11 protein-coding genes are annotated in these 17,576 nt (G+C 43.2%); 5 read left to right on the top strand and 6 right to left on the bottom strand.

Features of this window, described 5'->3' with window-relative positions:
* The first annotated feature begins 64 nt into the window (after nucleotides 1-64).
* Entirely contained in the window at nucleotides 65-1,492 is a 1,428-nt protein-coding gene (locus OCU50_RS19390) for an NAD-dependent succinate-semialdehyde dehydrogenase (protein ID WP_060469312.1), read from the top strand.
* Between the two features lie 228 nt (nucleotides 1,493-1,720).
* Here OCU50_RS19390 and OCU50_RS19385 read toward each other — a convergent pair whose 3' ends face one another.
* Nucleotides 1,721-3,904 (bottom strand): malate synthase G, encoded by a 2,184-nt coding sequence (locus OCU50_RS19385; protein WP_060469311.1) that lies wholly within the window; start codon nucleotides 3,902-3,904, stop codon nucleotides 1,721-1,723.
* A 155-nt stretch (nucleotides 3,905-4,059) separates the two neighbouring features.
* Nucleotides 4,060-5,013 (bottom strand): LysR family transcriptional regulator, encoded by a 954-nt coding sequence (locus OCU50_RS19380; protein ID WP_017057927.1) that lies wholly within the window; start codon nucleotides 5,011-5,013, stop codon nucleotides 4,060-4,062.
* A gap of 141 nt (nucleotides 5,014-5,154) precedes the next feature.
* Between OCU50_RS19380 and OCU50_RS19375 the strand changes: the two genes are divergently transcribed.
* Nucleotides 5,155-6,753, top strand: coding sequence for an isocitrate lyase (locus OCU50_RS19375; RefSeq protein ID WP_060469310.1), 1,599 nt, complete (start codon nucleotides 5,155-5,157; stop codon nucleotides 6,751-6,753).
* 204 nt (nucleotides 6,754-6,957) lie between these two features.
* Complete coding sequence (locus OCU50_RS19370) at nucleotides 6,958-7,515, top strand: hypothetical protein (RefSeq protein WP_060469309.1); 558 nt, start codon at nucleotides 6,958-6,960, stop codon at nucleotides 7,513-7,515.
* A 157-nt stretch (nucleotides 7,516-7,672) separates the two neighbouring features.
* Here the strand turns inward: OCU50_RS19370 and OCU50_RS19365 are convergent, their stop codons facing one another.
* Together OCU50_RS19365 and OCU50_RS19360 are read right to left on the bottom strand one after the other, a co-directional pair.
* On the bottom strand, nucleotides 7,673-8,047 hold the full coding sequence (locus tag OCU50_RS19365; RefSeq protein ID WP_060469308.1) for a cystatin domain-containing protein: 375 nt from the start codon (nucleotides 8,045-8,047) through the stop codon (nucleotides 7,673-7,675).
* 253 nt (nucleotides 8,048-8,300) lie between these two features.
* Nucleotides 8,301-10,754, bottom strand: coding sequence for a M9 family metallopeptidase (locus OCU50_RS19360; protein ID WP_060469416.1), 2,454 nt, complete (start codon nucleotides 10,752-10,754; stop codon nucleotides 8,301-8,303).
* A gap of 419 nt (nucleotides 10,755-11,173) precedes the next feature.
* On the opposite strand from OCU50_RS19360, the gene OCU50_RS19355 reads away from it, so the two are divergent.
* Together OCU50_RS19355 and luxN are read left to right on the top strand one after the other, a co-directional pair.
* On the top strand, nucleotides 11,174-12,409 hold the full coding sequence (locus OCU50_RS19355; protein ID WP_060469307.1) for an acyl-homoserine-lactone synthase: 1,236 nt from the start codon (nucleotides 11,174-11,176) through the stop codon (nucleotides 12,407-12,409).
* On the top strand, nucleotides 12,402-14,972 hold the full coding sequence (gene luxN, locus OCU50_RS19350; protein WP_060469306.1) for a quorum-sensing autoinducer 1 sensor kinase/phosphatase LuxN: 2,571 nt from the start codon (nucleotides 12,402-12,404) through the stop codon (nucleotides 14,970-14,972). The genes OCU50_RS19355 and luxN overlap by 8 nt, the downstream gene beginning before the upstream one ends.
* Before the next feature lie 188 nt (nucleotides 14,973-15,160).
* On the opposite strand, the gene OCU50_RS19345 is transcribed toward luxN, so the two are convergent.
* Nucleotides 15,161-16,489, bottom strand: a complete 1,329-nt coding sequence (locus OCU50_RS19345) for a GGDEF domain-containing protein (RefSeq protein ID WP_060469305.1) — start codon at nucleotides 16,487-16,489, stop codon at nucleotides 15,161-15,163.
* Nucleotides 16,486-17,466 (bottom strand): ABC transporter substrate-binding protein, encoded by a 981-nt coding sequence (locus OCU50_RS19340; protein WP_060469304.1) that lies wholly within the window; start codon nucleotides 17,464-17,466, stop codon nucleotides 16,486-16,488. The genes OCU50_RS19345 and OCU50_RS19340 overlap by 4 nt, the downstream gene beginning before the upstream one ends.
* Between the last annotated feature and the right edge of the window lie 110 nt (nucleotides 17,467-17,576).

The following is a 17,576-nucleotide window of genomic DNA, read 5'->3' as shown; positions in this document are numbered from 1 at the left end:
TGCCATAGACATCAACTCAATAACAGCACCAACACGTGTTAAGTAATCATCAAGAAGGAATCACATGCTAGAAATTAATAACCAGCGCTTACTCTCTTTTATGGTGACAGAAGCGAATAACGCGGTTGCCGTGAGCAATCCAGCAACGGGTGAGCTTATTGGGCATGCGCCTATCTCATCTGAGGCGGAATTAGACAGTGCTATCGAGCGAGCTCATATTGCGCAGAAAGAGTGGGCGAAAATTCCTGCTAAATCTCGTGCTGCGATATTGAAGGCTTGGCATCAACTGATCCTTGAAAACAAGGATGATCTTGCTCACTTAATGACGATTGAACAAGGCAAGCCGTTGGTAGAAGCTGCTGGCGAAGTGGTTTATGGTGCAAGCTTTATTGAATGGTTCGCCGAAGAAGCCAAGCGCACTTATGGTGACTCGATTCCAAGTACCGCTGGGGATAAGCGTTTAGTGACAATCAAGCAGCCAATTGGCGTCGCATGTGCCATCACACCGTGGAACTTCCCGATTGCGATGATCACTCGTAAGGCTGCGCCTGCTCTAGCGGCTGGGTGTAGTTTTATTGTGAAGCCTTCTGACGAAACGCCACTTTCTGCGTTTGCTGTTGTTGAGCTGGCTTATCAAGCGGGTGTCCCTAAAGATCTGCTTCAAGTGGTATTGGGTGACAGCCCAGAACAGATTGGTGAGCTATTCACATCACATCCATTGATCAAGAAGATCTCTTTTACAGGTTCTACTCGCGTCGGCAGTATCTTGATGGCTCAAGCGGCAAAAGGCATCAAACGTACCTCGATGGAGCTTGGCGGTAATGCTCCATTTATTGTGTTTGACGATGCCGATATCGATGCTGCGGTTCAAGGCGCAATGGCTTCGAAATTCCGTAATGCAGGGCAAACCTGTGTTTGTGCTAACCGATTCTATGTTCATAGCAAAGTGCACGATGAGTTTGTGGCTAAATTCGACCAAGCGGTGCAGCAACTCAAAATTGGCAACGGATTAGACGAAGGCGTAAATATTGGCCCAGTGATCAGTGAAAGAGCGAAACAGAACATTCAAGGTTTGATTGACCGCGCCATTGAACAAGGTGCATTGCCTGTCACCCCAACACAAGAGCTTGCGGGCCGATTCATTCAGCCTGTCATTCTTAAAGACGTGAAGCACGATATGGACATCGTTCAACAAGAGATCTTTGGCCCTGTCGCTCCTGTTATGAAGTTCAATAGCGATGAAGAGCTGATCGAAATGGCGAACGACACCATTTATGGCTTGGCGTCTTACTTCTACAGCCAGGATATCCACCGAGTGTGGAAAATAGCAGAAGCGCTTGAGTACGGGATGGTTGGAATTAACGACGGCATGATCTCAACTGAGGTTGCACCTTTCGGTGGGGTTAAGCAATCAGGTATTGGCCGCGAAGGCGCTAAAGAAGGCATCGATGAGTACATGGATATCAAGTATCTTTGTTTTGGTGGAAAATGAAGTTAGTTGTGAATACGTTTTATCACTAAGTCAGTTCTTCCCTTTCCATTCCCGAAAACACTCAAAAAAAAAGCCGCGCTATATAGCGCGGCACCTTGGGCTCGGTTTAAATGGGTGTTTCTTTTCTTAGTGGTTTTATTATTGAGTGACGTTGTTATTTAGTTATTCTGTAACACGGTTGCTTCGCTATTTTGTTCTCTAGCTATCTAACAATTTAGCAGCCTTGTTTTATGCAAGTGCTTTTAACTTCAGTCGCATAGCATGCAATACAGGCTCGGTGTAACCACTTGGCTGAGCACAGCCTTCAAATACCAACTGACACGCAGCTGAAAACGCAATGCTGTTTTCGAAATCAGGCGCCATGTTTTGGTAGCTTGGATCCCCTGCATTTTGCTCATCAACCACTGCTGCCATGCGCTTCATGGTTTTCATTACTTGGGCTTCATCGCAAATACCGTGACGTAACCAGTTAGCGATGTGTTGGCTTGAAATACGCAGCGTCGCTCGGTCTTCCATTAGCCCTACATCGTTAATATCAGGTACTTTCGAACAACCTACGCCTTGGTCAATCCAACGCACTACGTAACCAAGAATACCTTGCGTATTGTTGTCCAATTCATTTTGGATATCTTGAGCAGTCAGCTTTTGATTGCCTAGCAACGGGATAGTTAGAATATCGTCAACATTTGCTCTCACACGCTCGCGAAGCTCTTTCTGACGGCTTGGTACATTCACTTTATGGTAGTGCAAAGCATGCAGAGTCGCAGCCGTTGGTGATGGAACCCAAGCAGTATTTGCACCCGCTTGTGGGTGTCCGATTTTTGCATCCATCATCTTGGCCATGTTATCTGGTTCTGGCCACATACCTTTACCAATCTGGGCTTTACCTTGCAGGCCACAAACTAAGCCAAGATCAACGTTTTGATCTTCGTATGCGCCGATCCAAGTCATGGTTTTAAGCTGTGTTTTAGGAGCAAACGGACCCGCTTCCATACTGGTATGGATCTCATCACCCGTTCGGTCTAGGAAACCTGTGTTGATAAAGACGACACGATCTTTGGCTGCGCGAATACACTCTTTCAAGTTCACAGAGGTACGACGCTCTTCGTCCATGATGCCAACTTTAATCGTGAAGCGGTCTAAACCTAATGCATCTTCAATGCGGCCAAACAACTCATTGGTGAAAGCCACTTCTTCTGGGCCATGCATCTTAGGTTTTACAATATTGATGCTGTTCGCGGTCGAATTTTGGTACGGGCTATTACCCTTTAAATCATGCATTGCAATGAGCGATGTCACCATGCCATCCATAATACCTTCAGGCACTTCATTACCTTCGGCATCAATAATCGCAGGGTTCGTCATTAGGTGGCCCACGTTGCGTATGAACAACATGCTGCGACCTTTAAGTGAGATTTCCCCCCCCGTCACACTGGTGTATTGACGATCGGGATTCAGATTACGAACAATGGTTTTACCGTTTTTCTCTAGCGACTCTTGCAGATCACCCTTCATTAAGCCTAACCAGTTTTGGTAAGCCAATGCTTTGTCTTCACCGTCAACCGCTGCGACCGAATCTTCGCAATCCATAATCGTGGTCAGTGCCGATTCCACCAGCACATCTTTAATACCTGCCACATCGACGCTACCAATTGGCGCGCTCGGGTCGATTTGAATTTCGATATGGAGATTGTTGTGTTTAAGCAGGATACAAGAAGGCGCGCTTGCGTCTCCTTGATAACCAATAAACTGGTTACGATCAATTAGAGTGACTTCTTCGCCATTATCTAGCGTTGCTGTCAGCGTGTTGCCGATGCTCACATTGCTGATGCTGTATTTGGTTACGTCTTTATGAGAAACACCATTCAGCGGTGCGGCGTCATCAAGGAACCCGCGAGCATAGCTCACGACTTTAGCGCCACGAACAGGGTTAAAGCTTCCACCTTTCTCTGCACCGTCGCTTTCGCTGATCACATCGGTGCCGTAAAGCGCATCGTATAAACTGCCCCAGCGCGCATTAGCCGCGTTAAGTGCAAATCGCGCGTTCATAATAGGCACTACAAGCTGCGGCCCAGCTTGTGTTGCAATTTCAGGCTCTACGCTTGTGGTGGTAACTTGGAAGTCTTCGCCTTCAGGCACTAGGTAGCCAATCTGCTGTAGGAACTGTTTGTACTCGGCCGCATCCAGTGTTTGACCAGCACGTTCTTGGTGCCACACATCGATTTGATGTTGAAGATCGTCACGCTTGATAAGCAGAGCTCGATTCTTTGGTGCCAAATCTTTAAGGATGGCTGCGAAAGATTGCCAAAAGTCTTCTGCAACAATGCCTGTTCCAGGAATGACTTGCTCATTAATTAATTGGTAGAGGGTGCTATCAATGTTCAAGCTTCCCTGTTGAATACGACTGCTCATAAAATCTCTCTCAAGCTAACTGATGACTACTCAATATATTTACTTAACTGACTTAAATTTAAATAACTCGTTTAAACTTACTTAACAGGCGTAAATTTAGCTAATTTATGCCAGTTATACTGAATATTCATATAAAAAATACCATGCAAGCTATGTTATTCCGTCACACCGCTTTCTATTTCATTGGCGACGCTTTTAATCAATCGGCGCATCCACTGATGGTCTGGATTGGTTTGTAATAATGGGCTCCACGCCATTTTCACCTCAAAAGGTTCAATCGCAAATGGGGCTGGTTTGATTAACAAATTAGGATTGTTGCGCTGCAATTGCGCGGCTTTAGTTGGAATAGTAAGGATAAGGTTTTTCTGCTGAGCAAAGAGAATCGCAGATAGGTAATGTCGGGTAAACACCGTGATATTTCGGGTTTTACCAATACGCATTAACGCTTCATCTATCCAACCGAGCTTTTGCGCTTCACTTGGGTTGATCCCGACTCCGGTTCCCATCCCCGTCTTACTTACCCAGATATGTTGCGCCTTTAAATAAGACAAAATATCAAAGTTATCGGCTATTGGATTATCACAGCTGAATAGGCAAGAGAACCCGTCATGCCAAAGGCTCATCTGGTGAAAGGATTGTGGAATGTCATCAAAACGGTTGATGATAATGTCCACAGTGCCTTGCTCTACATCCTGATAGCTCACATCACTTGGCGTCATTATATCCAGTCGTATTTTCGGTGCTATCTCACTCAACTTCTTGAGCAACGGCTGAATAAGGGTTGATTCAGCATAATCACTCGCCATGATACGGAACACACGTTCGCTATCTTCTGCCCTAAACTCAGTGGTGGGCTGGAGTGTCTTTTCTACATTCGCCAATATGTTGCGAACCAGCGGCTGCAACTTTTGCGCGCGCTCAGTTGGAACCATTCCTTCACTGGTTCTCACCAACAGTGGGTCTTCAAACAGATCACGCAATCGGCGCAGTCCATTACTCATAGCTGGCTGAGTGATTCCTAATTGATTTGCCGCTCGTGTTACGTTTCTTTCGCGTAGCAGCATATCTAAATACACAAGTAAATTAAGGTCTATACGAGCAATATTCATAAGAAAAATACCGAATATAATAACTATAAATTAACAAAATTATCACATACATGGTTATTCTTTGTCCATGGTTAGATTTAATCCAAATCAAATGACCTCGCCGAATTGGCCAACATGTCCACGTGAAACTAAGGAATAGTTATGTCGCAAATTACACAAGATATCGAAAAGATTGAAGTTGCAAAAAGCGCTGCTGGTGCTCCATGGGATGCAATTAACCCTGAATCTGCTGCTCGTATGCGAGCTCAAAACAAATTCAAAACCGGTTTAGATATTGCGCAATACACGGCTGATATTATGCGTGCAGACATGGCGGCTTACGACAAGGATAGCTCTCAATACACTCAGTCTCTGGGGTGCTGGCATGGTTTCATCGGCCAACAAAAACTGATCTCAATTAAAAAGCACTTTGATGGCAAGACAGATCGCCGCTACTTATACCTTTCGGGTTGGATGGTAGCTGCACTTCGCTCTGACTTCGGTCCACTTCCAGACCAATCAATGCATGAGAAAACATCGGTTGCAGGCCTAGTAGAAGAGCTATACACCTTCTTGCGCCAAGCGGATGCTCGTGAACTGGGTGGTTTATTCCGTGAACTAGACGCTGCACGTGAAGCGGGCGATGTTAACCTTCAAGACACTATCCAAGACAAAATCGACAACCATGTGACACACGTGGTGCCAATCATCGCAGATATCGATGCAGGTTTCGGTAATGCGGAAGCAACATACCTAATGGCTAAGCAGATGATTGAAGCGGGCGCTTGTTGTCTACAAATTGAAAACCAAGTTGCCGATGAGAAGCAATGTGGTCACCAAGACGGCAAAGTAACGGTGCCACACGCTGATTTCCACGCAAAACTTCGCGCACTTCGTTACGCATTCCTTGAATTAGGCATCGATAACGGCATCATTGTTGCTCGTACTGATTCACAAGGTGCTGGTCTAACAAAAGAAATCGCCGTAGTGAAAGAGCCGGGCGACCAAGGTGATGTCTACAACTCATACCTAGATGTTGAAGAGATCGATGTTGCAGATATGGCAGAAGGCGACGTTTGCTTTAACCGTGACGGCAAGCTAGTTCGACCTAAGCGTCTACCTTCAGGCTTATACCAATTCCGCGAAGGTACCGGTGAAGACCGTTGTGTATTTGACTGTATTGAAGCTATTAACGCAGGTGCTGATCTACTTTGGATTGAAACTGAGAAACCACACATCGGTCAAATCAAAGAGATGATGGACGGCGTTCGCGAAGTTCACCCTAACGCGAAACTGGTTTACAACAACTCTCCATCATTCAACTGGACACTAAACTTCCGTCAGCAAGCTTACGATGCATTGGTTGCTGAAGGTAAAGATGTATCAGCTTACGATCGTGCGAACCTAATGAGCGCGGAATACGACGAAACTGAACTGTCTGCAAGTGCTGACGACAAGATTCGTACATTCCAAGCGGACGCATCTCGTGAAGCGGGTATCTTCCACCACTTGATCACTCTACCGACTTACCACACTGCTGCTTTGTCTACCGACAACCTAGCTAAAGAGTACTTTGGTGACCAAGGCATGCTGGGTTACGTTGCTAATGTTCAACGTAAGGAAATCCGCCAAGGTATCGCCTGTGTTAAACACCAAAATATGTCTGGTTCTGATATGGGTGACGACCACAAAGAATACTTTGCTGGCGAAAATGCACTAAAGGCAGCGGGTGAAGCGAATACGTCTAATCAATTTGATTAATCGTTAACAGCGTTTCCCCTCTAAAATCTCCCCTTCCCTTTTCCCTGTTAGGTGCTGGGAGGGAGGAGGTTTTGGGATGAAGCTAGTACTGCCAGCTTCATCTCAAAGCCTCAGATTTGTGTTCCACACCACTGTTGCCCTGAAAAATTCTGTTTAAACTGAGCACATTCTGTTTGATGATTTTCCTATTTATTGAGAGTGCCTATGACTTCAATACCGACACACCTACAAGATGCTAAAACACTGCTGTCAGAAAATGGTTTCGCTACTGGTGAGACTTGGTATCACGGTACATCTTCTGCCTTACTTGATTCAATTAAAGCTCAAGGGCTCAAGCGCTCTGGCGACAAATCACTCACCGAAGCTGCCTTAAAAACCATGGCTACTATCGGAAACGACTACACAGAATCCGTCCAACCTATCTTTTTAACTCAGAGTAAAGAGCTCGCGTATTACTGGGCTCAACAAACCGTTCGTGAGCGCAGTGTTCGTTTTGCAGGTACAGAACTACCAGTCGTGTTAGCGGTGAACCTATCAGAACAACAACGTGAAAAAGTAAGACCAGACGTTGGTGCTATGAGCCTACTAATGATGAATACGGGAGAGCAATTCATAGAACACTTGGGTCAGATCTATCAAGAAAACAACATTGTAGGCCCTGACATAGAATTACGTACTGCTGATCGCATGGACTATCTCAACAAACTTGGGATGGCCTACATTGATGAAGACATAAGTCGTGCTTGTGTGAAAGAGTTATAGGAGTTCGAATTCAACAATTTTTATGGGATTCACTACATAGCCCCTCTTCAGAATCAAAAATGGCTCCCGTTACGGAGCCATTTGCTATTCTCTGTCTGCAAGCATAGCTTATCTATAAATATAGATTCTCTAAAAATATCAGATCTTAAAAACTAAACTATGAGCACAAACGACCTTGTTGTACGGCTTGCATTATTTCGATATCACCTTGAAGAGAGCGATAAACGATGGTATTCCACACTTCACCATTATCCATTTCAAACTCGATAGCATAGTTTAAACCAGCGACTACCTGAGTTCGAACACCCACTATTTTTTTGAGCTTAGCAGTGGTATTCATTTGCCCTAGAACCACATCTAACGCTTGCTTAGCTTCTCGTGTGATGTCACTTTGTGACCAACCGCCGGTCAGGTTCTTAGTGCTACAAATAGGATTCGTTTTCTCTTGTGATTGTTCAGAAACCTCAGTTTTCTGACTACATCCAGCTAACGCAACGACACTAAACAAGGTTGCCAATAGTACTTTCTTCATAAATTCTCTCTACATCTATCATTCACGAGAGGTCACTCGAAATGATGTTTTATATGCAGGAAAGCTTAAACCTCGAATGTCATCACTTCATCAGAGATTACGCTGTAACTAACCCATAAACACAGAACACTGTCAGAAATACAAAGCCGGACACTGAACTGATGTCCGGCTTTTATCTGTCTACCTACCAGATACTTAACCATTTAAGTAGGTGATGTTTCAGTTAATACTGTTTGTGTTAATGTCTGTTTTATTAATGAAAATACACCAACATTTCGACTTCATCCCCTTGTTGCTCTGCATCAAGCAAGAAGTGCAGATAACCCGCTTCAGTTATCGGTATTTGTAAATATTCATTGCTTCCATTGGAGTCAGACTGATATTCATGTTGCCCTGCCGTTGGCCAATATGAATTGCTTGCGTATAAGTCGACGTTGCCTGTGTTTGACTGTCCATTTTCCGCATTATTACTTTTATCATTCAGCCACACTCGAACTTCTTGTACACCTTGCGGAACATAGACTGCAGCGTAGCGTCGTTGATGAACGGTAAGGGTTTGAGCGTGACCGGATTCCAATACTACCGGTGTTAAATCATCTTTATCTTGTGTTGGTGGTGTTGGCGTTTCTGTCTCCACAGATGCCACCAATGTCACATTACTAAAATCAGATCGACCTGTGATACTCATGTAGTAGCGACCTGATTTAATATAACCTGACGGCTCAGGATCAAACGTCACTAACTCATTACTGTCGTCTCGATACTGGCTAAACTCAAAGTCATAGTAATGTGCTTCTCTGTTATAACTCATGTACAGATCCGCATCGCCGTGTCCTTCACCTTCGCGTCGAATTGCAACCTCAAAATGCGTTGCGTTCTCTGGCACATCAACATAGAACAACTGCTCGCTGTACGCCTCACCGCTCAACACCACACTTTGATTTTCAGCAAGTACTTTGACTTGATCTGTCGGTTTTGTAGGGTCCGTCGGCTCTGTAGGATCAATCGGACCTGTTGGTTTACTTGAAACTGTGTCTAACCAACGTTCAAACTCACCATTATATTGCAACCCAAGGGCTCTCACTTGTTGCGCCCATTCAGCAAACTGACCAGAGCGAGATAATACCAATAAGCTTTCTACGTCTTGCGGATGTTCTTCCAACATAAAGCGCACCGCTAAGTAACCCCAGCGATAGATACGATTAGTGTCGTGAGAGTATGTAGTCGCGAACACATCCGACAGCGTCATTTTTCCATTGCTTATAAGGCCAACCGCTGCATCGTAACCTTGCTTGTAATGCATGTACTCGGCAAATCCCTCTAACCACCACACCACATAACCGTGTGCCAGATTGTCGTTAAACGATCCATACTGGTTAAAGCGTGCATCGAGGTAGTGAGTGTATTCATGCTCTAAGTTGAGAATAGAAAGGTCATCGCCATTGGCGTAACGATAAGCCACAAAACGCGCTACGTTACCCACCTCTGCAGGGTTGCCCTCTAAATACTGACCGCCGTTGTCTGTGGTATTACCAAATAAGAATGAAGAGTAATCTATGTAACTGCCTTTGCTGCTGAACACCGCCACTTCAACTCGGTTGTTGTTATCGTCGGCGACAGGTTGTTGCCCCGTATTCGCGACTTGGTGGAAATCGGCCTCTTTGGCAGCCAACACATTACAAGCTTCCATCGCTTGTGCTTGAGTTAAATCTTGTGAGCGAATAATCGCAGGCCCTTGACACTCATGACGATTGGGAAGTACACGTGTTGCTACGTCGTGTTTCGCTTGCTCTAAATCAAGCTCATTCAGCCCTTCTGGTGCATAATAGCCCATCATATCAACTGCCGCTAACCATAGCTTATCGTGCTCGCTACCCAGTGGGTTTTGTGCCATCACTTGTTGCATCACTCGCAATGCTTTGTCTTTGGTTGCTTTATCTGGACTTGCCAACAAGCGACCCGTTTCACGCACGGCGTTATAAACCAGAAAGCTCGCATCCGTGTCCAAAGCCCACATGTTATCACGCGCGAATACCGCCAACGTATCGATGTGTTGTGTATGGTTAGCCATGTAATCGTAGAAGTCATCTCGAGCAACATGTCCTGCCATTGCGCGAAATAGATTGTTGAGACCATCAACCCACTGAGTATCTTGTGCGGTTTCTCGGTTGAATTGACGAAGTGCCGCAAGCTGTGCATCCATGGTCAGTGGTAATTGCTTAACGTTATCGACCATCAACGTCAGGCTTTTCATTGCCCCGACTTGTTCACGACCTTGATCTAGCGCGTTAGGGTTAGCTAAAAAAGCGTTGGTTGATTGAGCAAATCGCTGACTCAACGCTTCGCTGAAGTCTTGTGCTTGCGCGTTATAGCGAACGTAATAAGCCGCACGAATAAACTCGCCAAGGTTCTCCAGTTTACGTGCTTGCTCAGCTTCACCTCGGTAACGGGCAATTTCTAAGTCAAGTACAGTTTGAATACGGCTTAGACTCGCTTCACTGTAGATATTATCTAATGAATTATCCGGGGCTGAGAACCAAGAGCTATAACAGCTACTGTCCGCAGCTGAAACAGCGAGGGTGAGATCAGGAGATCGCTGAAGGTCAGTAACATCACACTGATGTTGAGCAAAAGTAAAACTGGAAATACTGGCAAGAACAAGAGCCAGTGCCAAACGATGACGTGGAAATAAACGGGTATGAGACATAACAACACTCATGAATTGATTATATATTTAAGGCCGCCGTTATATTCCTTGCAATTCATAAGGTGAATTCTGTTGCGTATTAATTATGAGGTTGGTTCAAAAAATAGATATTTCACACTCATTTATCGAACCCAAAAGTGAGTGCTCGACATGAACACGTCAGGCTAAAAGTATAAAAAACTAACGTAAGATACTGATAGTAATATAATTTAATAATTAACATCTACATGATAAAGCGATGTTGTTAAGGGTAAGCGTAAGTAGTAAACTTGGCCCGATTATGCAATTTATGCTTCACGTAATAGATGAGAGTTGTTGTTGCTCACTCTATGTAACGTTACATCACATACTTAAAATAAATGTCCGGTGACTGGTGCCAGATCGAATAAAAATCAATAAACCCAGGCTAGGCTAACTACATGAAATTAACGTCGTCTTTAGACTCACTGTTGGCTAGCAGTCTGTCTATCGAAAAAAAACAACGAGCGCTAATAAAACTCGTTATTGATGCTTATCAGCCACAGGAGCGCGCAGCTCTTTTCCATACCGTCACAAACTATCGTAGAAACCAATTAGAATTACTCTTCTCTGAACACCAAAACAAGAGCTTCTCTGTATTATTTGAATTAATGGATTACCGGGATCTCATTCAGCGCTATCCAAGCACCTTATCATCCGAGATAACTCAACTTGAAACCGTCGTAGGCCAGTGCTACATGCATTGGTTAGAATTTTGGTGTGAGTGTGAAATTGCCGTAATCAAAGCAAAGTCACCATTAAAAGCACCGCTCCACTCTTCTGTAGATCTTCCCGTTGAAGATAGTGCTTACTATGGTGCGATCATTGAACAGATAGAGAATGATCAACTTATCGTACAAACACCGAGTCACCCACAAGGAATGCCAATATGCGATGCTATCGCTTTGAGCAATCTTGAGGTATTCATAAAGGGTGAAAAATGGTTTGAGATGCTGCCTTTACTGCACCTATCTCAAACGGGTAAGCACTTTATTCTGCTCAAGCACCCAGCTAACGAAGCCTTTCCTACACTGGTTTCTTCTGCGCTCATTCAAGACTGGTCAAAGAATGAAACTTGGTTAAGTTACGCACCGCCGTTCAGTAATGAGCAATGGCAATATTGTTTACCAAGTCATGGTTACGAGCAATTAGTAAAGTTACAGCTTTTCACGCCGTCGACACTGTCAAAATGTTACTCTTTGCCTGAATTTGATAATCAGTTCCAATTACAATTGACCGATGAGAGCGCTATTTGTGAAATCCTCCGTCTAACAGTAAGCGGGAATACCCAACAAAAGCTCTACTTCCTCTATCTCGCTCAAAAAGAGTTGATGAGCGTATTACACCAAGTTGGCTACAAAATCGGCTTCACCATTATTGAGCAACCTTTCATGCTTCAGTTTTATCAAGCTATCGACCCGAAAGCCTATTTTCACTCTGGATATTGCGAGTTAAATGGTGACGGTACAACAATTTATCGCGGGTTCTGGAATTTAGAAATGTTGGTAAAAGTGTTCAATGACACAGATTTTCGCCGTTACAAACACCGAGTTCGTGAAAGCAGAAAACTTGTCTCGATAGAAAAACCAAACTCTGTACATAAACCAAGCTCGGTAAATAAGGATGAACATGTTTGATTTCGGCTTAGAAGCAGTCATCCACGCCAAAGCGATAACGCTTCTTGCGACGGTTGCTGTGGTCGTAATGTGGTTACTCTACTATTGCTATCGCCTTAAACAAAAAAACGAAGTGATCGCAGGTACACACCATGCACCTTACATCGCGTACTCGGTTTGTATTGTTGCGTGGATCAGCAGTAACGCCTACTTTCATACCGACTTGTTGCCGGATCTTGGCACTTCAGCCGCAATATTGGCCGCAAAAATTGCCAATCTTGCCTCGTTCTTTGCATTTGCCTTCGCCTACTACTTTTCGTGCCAACTCGCTGCAGAGCAGCGTAATGGTAAGGTCCGCCTGTGGCAACAAGCTATTTTCGTTACTTTTACGGTCTACTCCTTCTTTATTAACTTAAGTCCGGGGTTAACCGTTGAAGATGTCACCATTACTGGCCCTAGCAAATTCGTTATTGAATTCGGTCCGCATACGCCATATTTTTTCATTGGAATGATTAGTTTTGTTGTTCTTACACTAAGTAACCTAATGGCCATGCGCGCCAACAGTAGCAAGCTCACATTAACTAAAACCAGCTACATGATTGCAGGTATCTTGGTATTCATGCTGTCGACCGCGACAATCCACCTCGGTATGACCTATTTTTTGCGTGATTTCTCACTCACTTGGTTGCCTCCTGCATTGTCTATTAGTGAAATGTTATTCGTTGGTTATGCCCTGCTAACCTCGCGCTTCTACAGTGTGAAGTATCTCGCCTACATGAGCCTCAACGCGCTGTTGGCTTGTATTATTTTAGTGATACCTTTCGGCGCTGTATTCATCCCATTGACCGACAACAATCAATGGCTAGTAGCAGTCCCAATCTGCGCACTTATCGGTATCACCTGGCATGTTCTCTACAAACGCGTGAGTCGCTATGCCTCTTTCTTGATTTACGGAAACCCAAAAACACCAGTCCAGCAAATCCTTGCTCTGGAAGAAGATTTCAAGCTCTCTATTGATGATGCGATGCGTCGCTTAGGTCACCTACTACAAATTCCAGAGGACAAGCTACGGCTCATTAACAGTAACTACAATGAAACCCTCTACGAGGATTACCTTTCGACAAACAAGTCAGTTTTGGTGTTCGATGAACTTTCTGAGGAGCTAGGTTACACAGCGCCGATGAAACGCTCAATAAAAGCACTTTATGACAAAATGCGTTCCAACAACACCGCCTTGGTGATGCCGTTGTTTGGCCAGGGTGAGTCAGTCACACACTTATTGGTTTCTTCACACAAGAGCAATGATCAGATGTTCTCTAATGAAGAGATCTCTGCGCTACAGACATTATTAACTCGTGTACAAAGTACCATCGAAGCAGATAAGCGCATTCGCCAAAGTCGAGCACTGGCTAACTCCATTGCCCATGAGATGCGTAACCCGCTTGCTCAAGTACAACTGCATTTCGAAGTACTAAAACAGCACATTGACAATCAAGCGCCTGCGAAACAGATCCTACTTGATATCGAGAACGGCCAAGCTGCGATCCAACGTGGGCGACAGCTGATTGACATCATCTTACGCGAAGTCAGTGATAGCTCACCAGAACATGAACCAATTACGATGACCTCTATTCACAAAGCCGTAGATCAGGCTGTAAGCCACTATGGTTTCGAAAATGAGAATATTATTGAGCGGATTCGTTTACCACAACATGATGATTTTGTAGTAAAACTGAATGAGACCTTATTTAACTTCGTTATTTTTAACTTAATACGTAATGCGATCTATTACTTTGACTCGTATCCAGATAGCCAAATTGAAATCAGTACCACAGTCGGATCTTACGAAAACGTACTCAAATTCCGAGATACAGGCCCAGGCATTGACGAAACCATTTCTCACAAGATCTTCGATGACTTTTTTTCTCACCAAAAAAGCGGTGGTAGCGGCTTAGGCTTAGGTTATTGCCAACGCGTTATGCGCTCATTTGGTGGTAGAGTTGAATGCCAATCTAAACTTGGTGAGTTTACTGAGTTCAAGTTGTATTTCCCGGTTGTGCCTAACGCTCCCAAAGCAGCCACGCTGCGTACACCTTACTTCAATGGTTGGAAACAAAGCCAAACAACGGCAGAAGATAAAGCCAAAGCCGACGTTCAGCCAGTAAAACAAGCAGGAAGTGGTAGCCAAGCACCGACAGTACTTATTGTCGACGACAAAGAAATACAACGTACGCTTGTTCAAATGTATTTAACTCGACTTGGGGTTAACAGCATACAAGCAAAAAACGGTGAAAATGCCATCGAATTGTGTAGAACGAACCAAGTAGACTTGATCTTAATGGATGTGCAAATGCCAGTAATGAATGGCTTTGACGCAAGCCAAGTAATCAAGGCTCGTTCGCCCCATGTACCTATCATTGCACTGTCTGGAGAGTCAGGACAATACGAATTAGATATGATACGTAAATTGATGGATGGCCGCCTAGAAAAGCCGACTTCATTGGATGCGCTACAACATGTGCTCGACAACTGGTTAAGCAATTACGTTAAGCCCAACGCTTTTAAAATAACAGAAAGTGATTAGTGATGCCGCTAATCATTTGGCACAAGCAACCAATTAAATACATGACTTAATAAACAATCCATTGGTTAGCTAAAATCCCTTCAAAAGTTTTACTTGAAGGGATTTAATTTAAGTAACAACAAGGTAGCCTTCATGCTAAGGCCGATATATCTATTATGATTAAAATATAAATCATGACTTAACATTAACTACACTACTTTGTTATTGACTTGATAACTTTTCAATAAAACAGAGTCCAATTTTTTATTTTTCGCTACATACATGGCCTTATCAGCTGAATTAATAAGTTGCTCGTAGCTATCACCGTCATCGGGAAAGTAGGATATACCGATACTTGCACCCACTTGGTAATCAGTACTGTCAATAGAAACTGTTCGCGTTATAGCGCTAACTAATTGTGTTTTTTTGTCTAAGACTGACTCTTTATCATCAAGCAAATCTAAACCAATAACAAACTCATCACCTCCGTATCGACTGACAAGATCGGTACATCGAGTATTTTCTCGCAAACGTTCGGCTACCTTAACTAAAACTTGATCACCAACTCGGTGTCCGTGATTATCATTTATAGATTTGAATTTATCCAAATCTATAAACAGAACTCCTATAATTCTTCCCGTTCGTTGGGCTCTTGATATCATCGCCTTAAGGCTCACTTCAAAGGAACGTCGATTCATCACTCCGGTTAAGGAATCGTGATCTGACAAATATTCCAGTGCAACCTTTTGCCGTTTAAGCTCTAGTGTTTGTTTATTAACTTCATTTTCCAATACAGATTTTGTCACTACATTTTGCTCTAATTCCTCACTCATAGTGTTGAAAGCTTCACCTAAAGAACTAAATTCTAGGTCAATATTGGCACATTCTATCCGATGAGAAAAATCGCGAGCCTTGATCTTCATTATCCCTTCAGATATAGCTGTCGATCCTGTCCGGAACTTTCTAAGCAAACGGTAAGAGATTGCTGTGATAGCGAAAAAAAACAGAGCGAGTACTCGCGTAATATCAATGATTGTATTTTCGGTCCTCTTCTCCGTTTGTAATAACTCTCTTTTTTGCTGGGTCGCTAAGTGTTCATGTATGTTTTGTATTAACATGTTATATCGAGCGTTTAGTAATGCACGCCTTTGCATCAGGGAGTTTGAATCTTGAATCGAATTTTTTACAACTATTTGAAACTTCTTATCTTGCTCAATCAATTCTTCGAGTTGGGTATTTAGCAATTTAATTTTTTTTATTTGAGGTTTTGGAATATTAGATTCTTCTATACCAAGAGAAAACTTGGCCTGCTGATTAACTAAGTTATTATAACTCTTATTGTCTTGATACTCTAAGAATAGCCATAATTGCCCTTGTAGAGAACTGACTTCTCTTTGAAGATTAACAAGCTGGTTTTGGTTATTAGTCGCAATGATATGGCTGTTGTAGAGTTCATAAAGCAACCATGCTGTCGAAAAAGCCATCACCACGCTAATACCGAGTAAAATTTTCATCTTAAATATTAAAGAATGAATCATTTAATAACTCCGCTTGTTTGAAGATCACTATACGCAGCATCGTCAATAAATGACCTAACGTCTATGGGCTCTCCTTCTATTATTTTTCTTTCTGAGGCCCACCTCGCTTGTAGCTGTAAATTTGAAAGCAAAGTATAACCGTTAGTTAATTCAAATATATAATCCCCCCACGCCCACTTAACCTGCTGAGGGTTAACTCCTAATTCATTTGAGATCAACGAAATACTTTCACTAGGGTGATTTTCAATCCATTGAGTCGCTTGATAAATTGCAGACAAAATTTCTTTATCTGTCGAACTTAATATGGTTCTAGGAGATTTTGCGAGTAAATTGAAAGAAAGTTGATAAATACCCTTTAATCCTAAATCAATGACAGGCGTCGTCGATAATAACGAAGCTTTATATCCATATGGCTCCCAGACGGATATGGCATCAACTTGAAAAGAAAGTAAAGCGGATACCATTTCATGAGGTTGAAGATATACTCTTTCAACATCGAGTTCCTGAAGTGCATTTGATATTAAGAGAAAGTCAAAATACAATTCGCTGGCACTTGATTTGATAATTCCAACTTTTTTCCCTGATAAGTCTTGAAGGCTATTTATCTTTAATTGATCAAGGGTCAGTAGTTTTATATCGTTGCTCGAAGCAACGAAGCTTGCAAGTATTAATATATTATTGTGTTGATGCTGATTAAATAGAGCAACAGTCCCAGACGCCGTCGCATAGTCCACAGTATTATTTTGAAGTAAGTTTGCGCAATTTACGCCACCTTCACATGGGATGAGTTCAACATCGATACCGTTATCAACGAAAAAGCCCAACCTTTCTGCTATAAACAAAGGTGTACTAAGCGGAGTTAAAGAAACGGCAATTTTTACCTTGGGAATATGGCCTGTTTGGGGTGTTCTGCTTACGCCAAAACTCGACCATCCACAGATTAAGGTGGCAATCACAGCAACTATAATCCCTTTCATTTTTAAAGCCCTGCAGTAACTTATCGTATAATTTCAATCTTAGACTACAAAAAACGAGGAAGCTATATCTACCCAAATCTAGATTAGATTTTGTATTGGCTATGTAGTTG

The organism is Vibrio toranzoniae, assembly GCF_024347655.1.
GTDB lineage: Bacteria > Pseudomonadota > Gammaproteobacteria > Enterobacterales > Vibrionaceae > Vibrio > Vibrio toranzoniae.
Note: the sequence above shows the minus strand (reverse complement) of the source record. Positions and strands in the feature narration are given on the sequence as shown.

What these genes read in the sequence shown, in the direction of transcription:
- OCU50_RS19390 (WP_060469312.1), top strand. Translation starts at nt 65, where the DNA reads ATGCTAGAAATTAATAACCAGCGCTTACTCTCTTTTATGGTGACAGAA.
- OCU50_RS19385 (WP_060469311.1), bottom strand. Translation starts at nt 3,904, where the DNA reads ATGAGCAGTCGTATTCAACAGGGAAGCTTGAACATTGATAGCACCCTC.
- OCU50_RS19380 (WP_017057927.1), bottom strand. Translation starts at nt 5,013, where the DNA reads ATGAATATTGCTCGTATAGACCTTAATTTACTTGTGTATTTAGATATG.
- OCU50_RS19375 (WP_060469310.1), top strand. Translation starts at nt 5,155, where the DNA reads ATGTCGCAAATTACACAAGATATCGAAAAGATTGAAGTTGCAAAAAGC.
- OCU50_RS19370 (WP_060469309.1), top strand. Translation starts at nt 6,958, where the DNA reads ATGACTTCAATACCGACACACCTACAAGATGCTAAAACACTGCTGTCA.
- OCU50_RS19365 (WP_060469308.1), bottom strand. Translation starts at nt 8,047, where the DNA reads ATGAAGAAAGTACTATTGGCAACCTTGTTTAGTGTCGTTGCGTTAGCT.
- OCU50_RS19360 (WP_060469416.1), bottom strand. Translation starts at nt 10,754, where the DNA reads ATGTCTCATACCCGTTTATTTCCACGTCATCGTTTGGCACTGGCTCTT.
- OCU50_RS19355 (WP_060469307.1), top strand. Translation starts at nt 11,174, where the DNA reads ATGAAATTAACGTCGTCTTTAGACTCACTGTTGGCTAGCAGTCTGTCT.
- luxN (WP_060469306.1), top strand. Translation starts at nt 12,402, where the DNA reads ATGTTTGATTTCGGCTTAGAAGCAGTCATCCACGCCAAAGCGATAACG.
- OCU50_RS19345 (WP_060469305.1), bottom strand. Translation starts at nt 16,489, where the DNA reads ATGATTCATTCTTTAATATTTAAGATGAAAATTTTACTCGGTATTAGC.
- OCU50_RS19340 (WP_060469304.1), bottom strand. Translation starts at nt 17,466, where the DNA reads ATGAAAGGGATTATAGTTGCTGTGATTGCCACCTTAATCTGTGGATGG.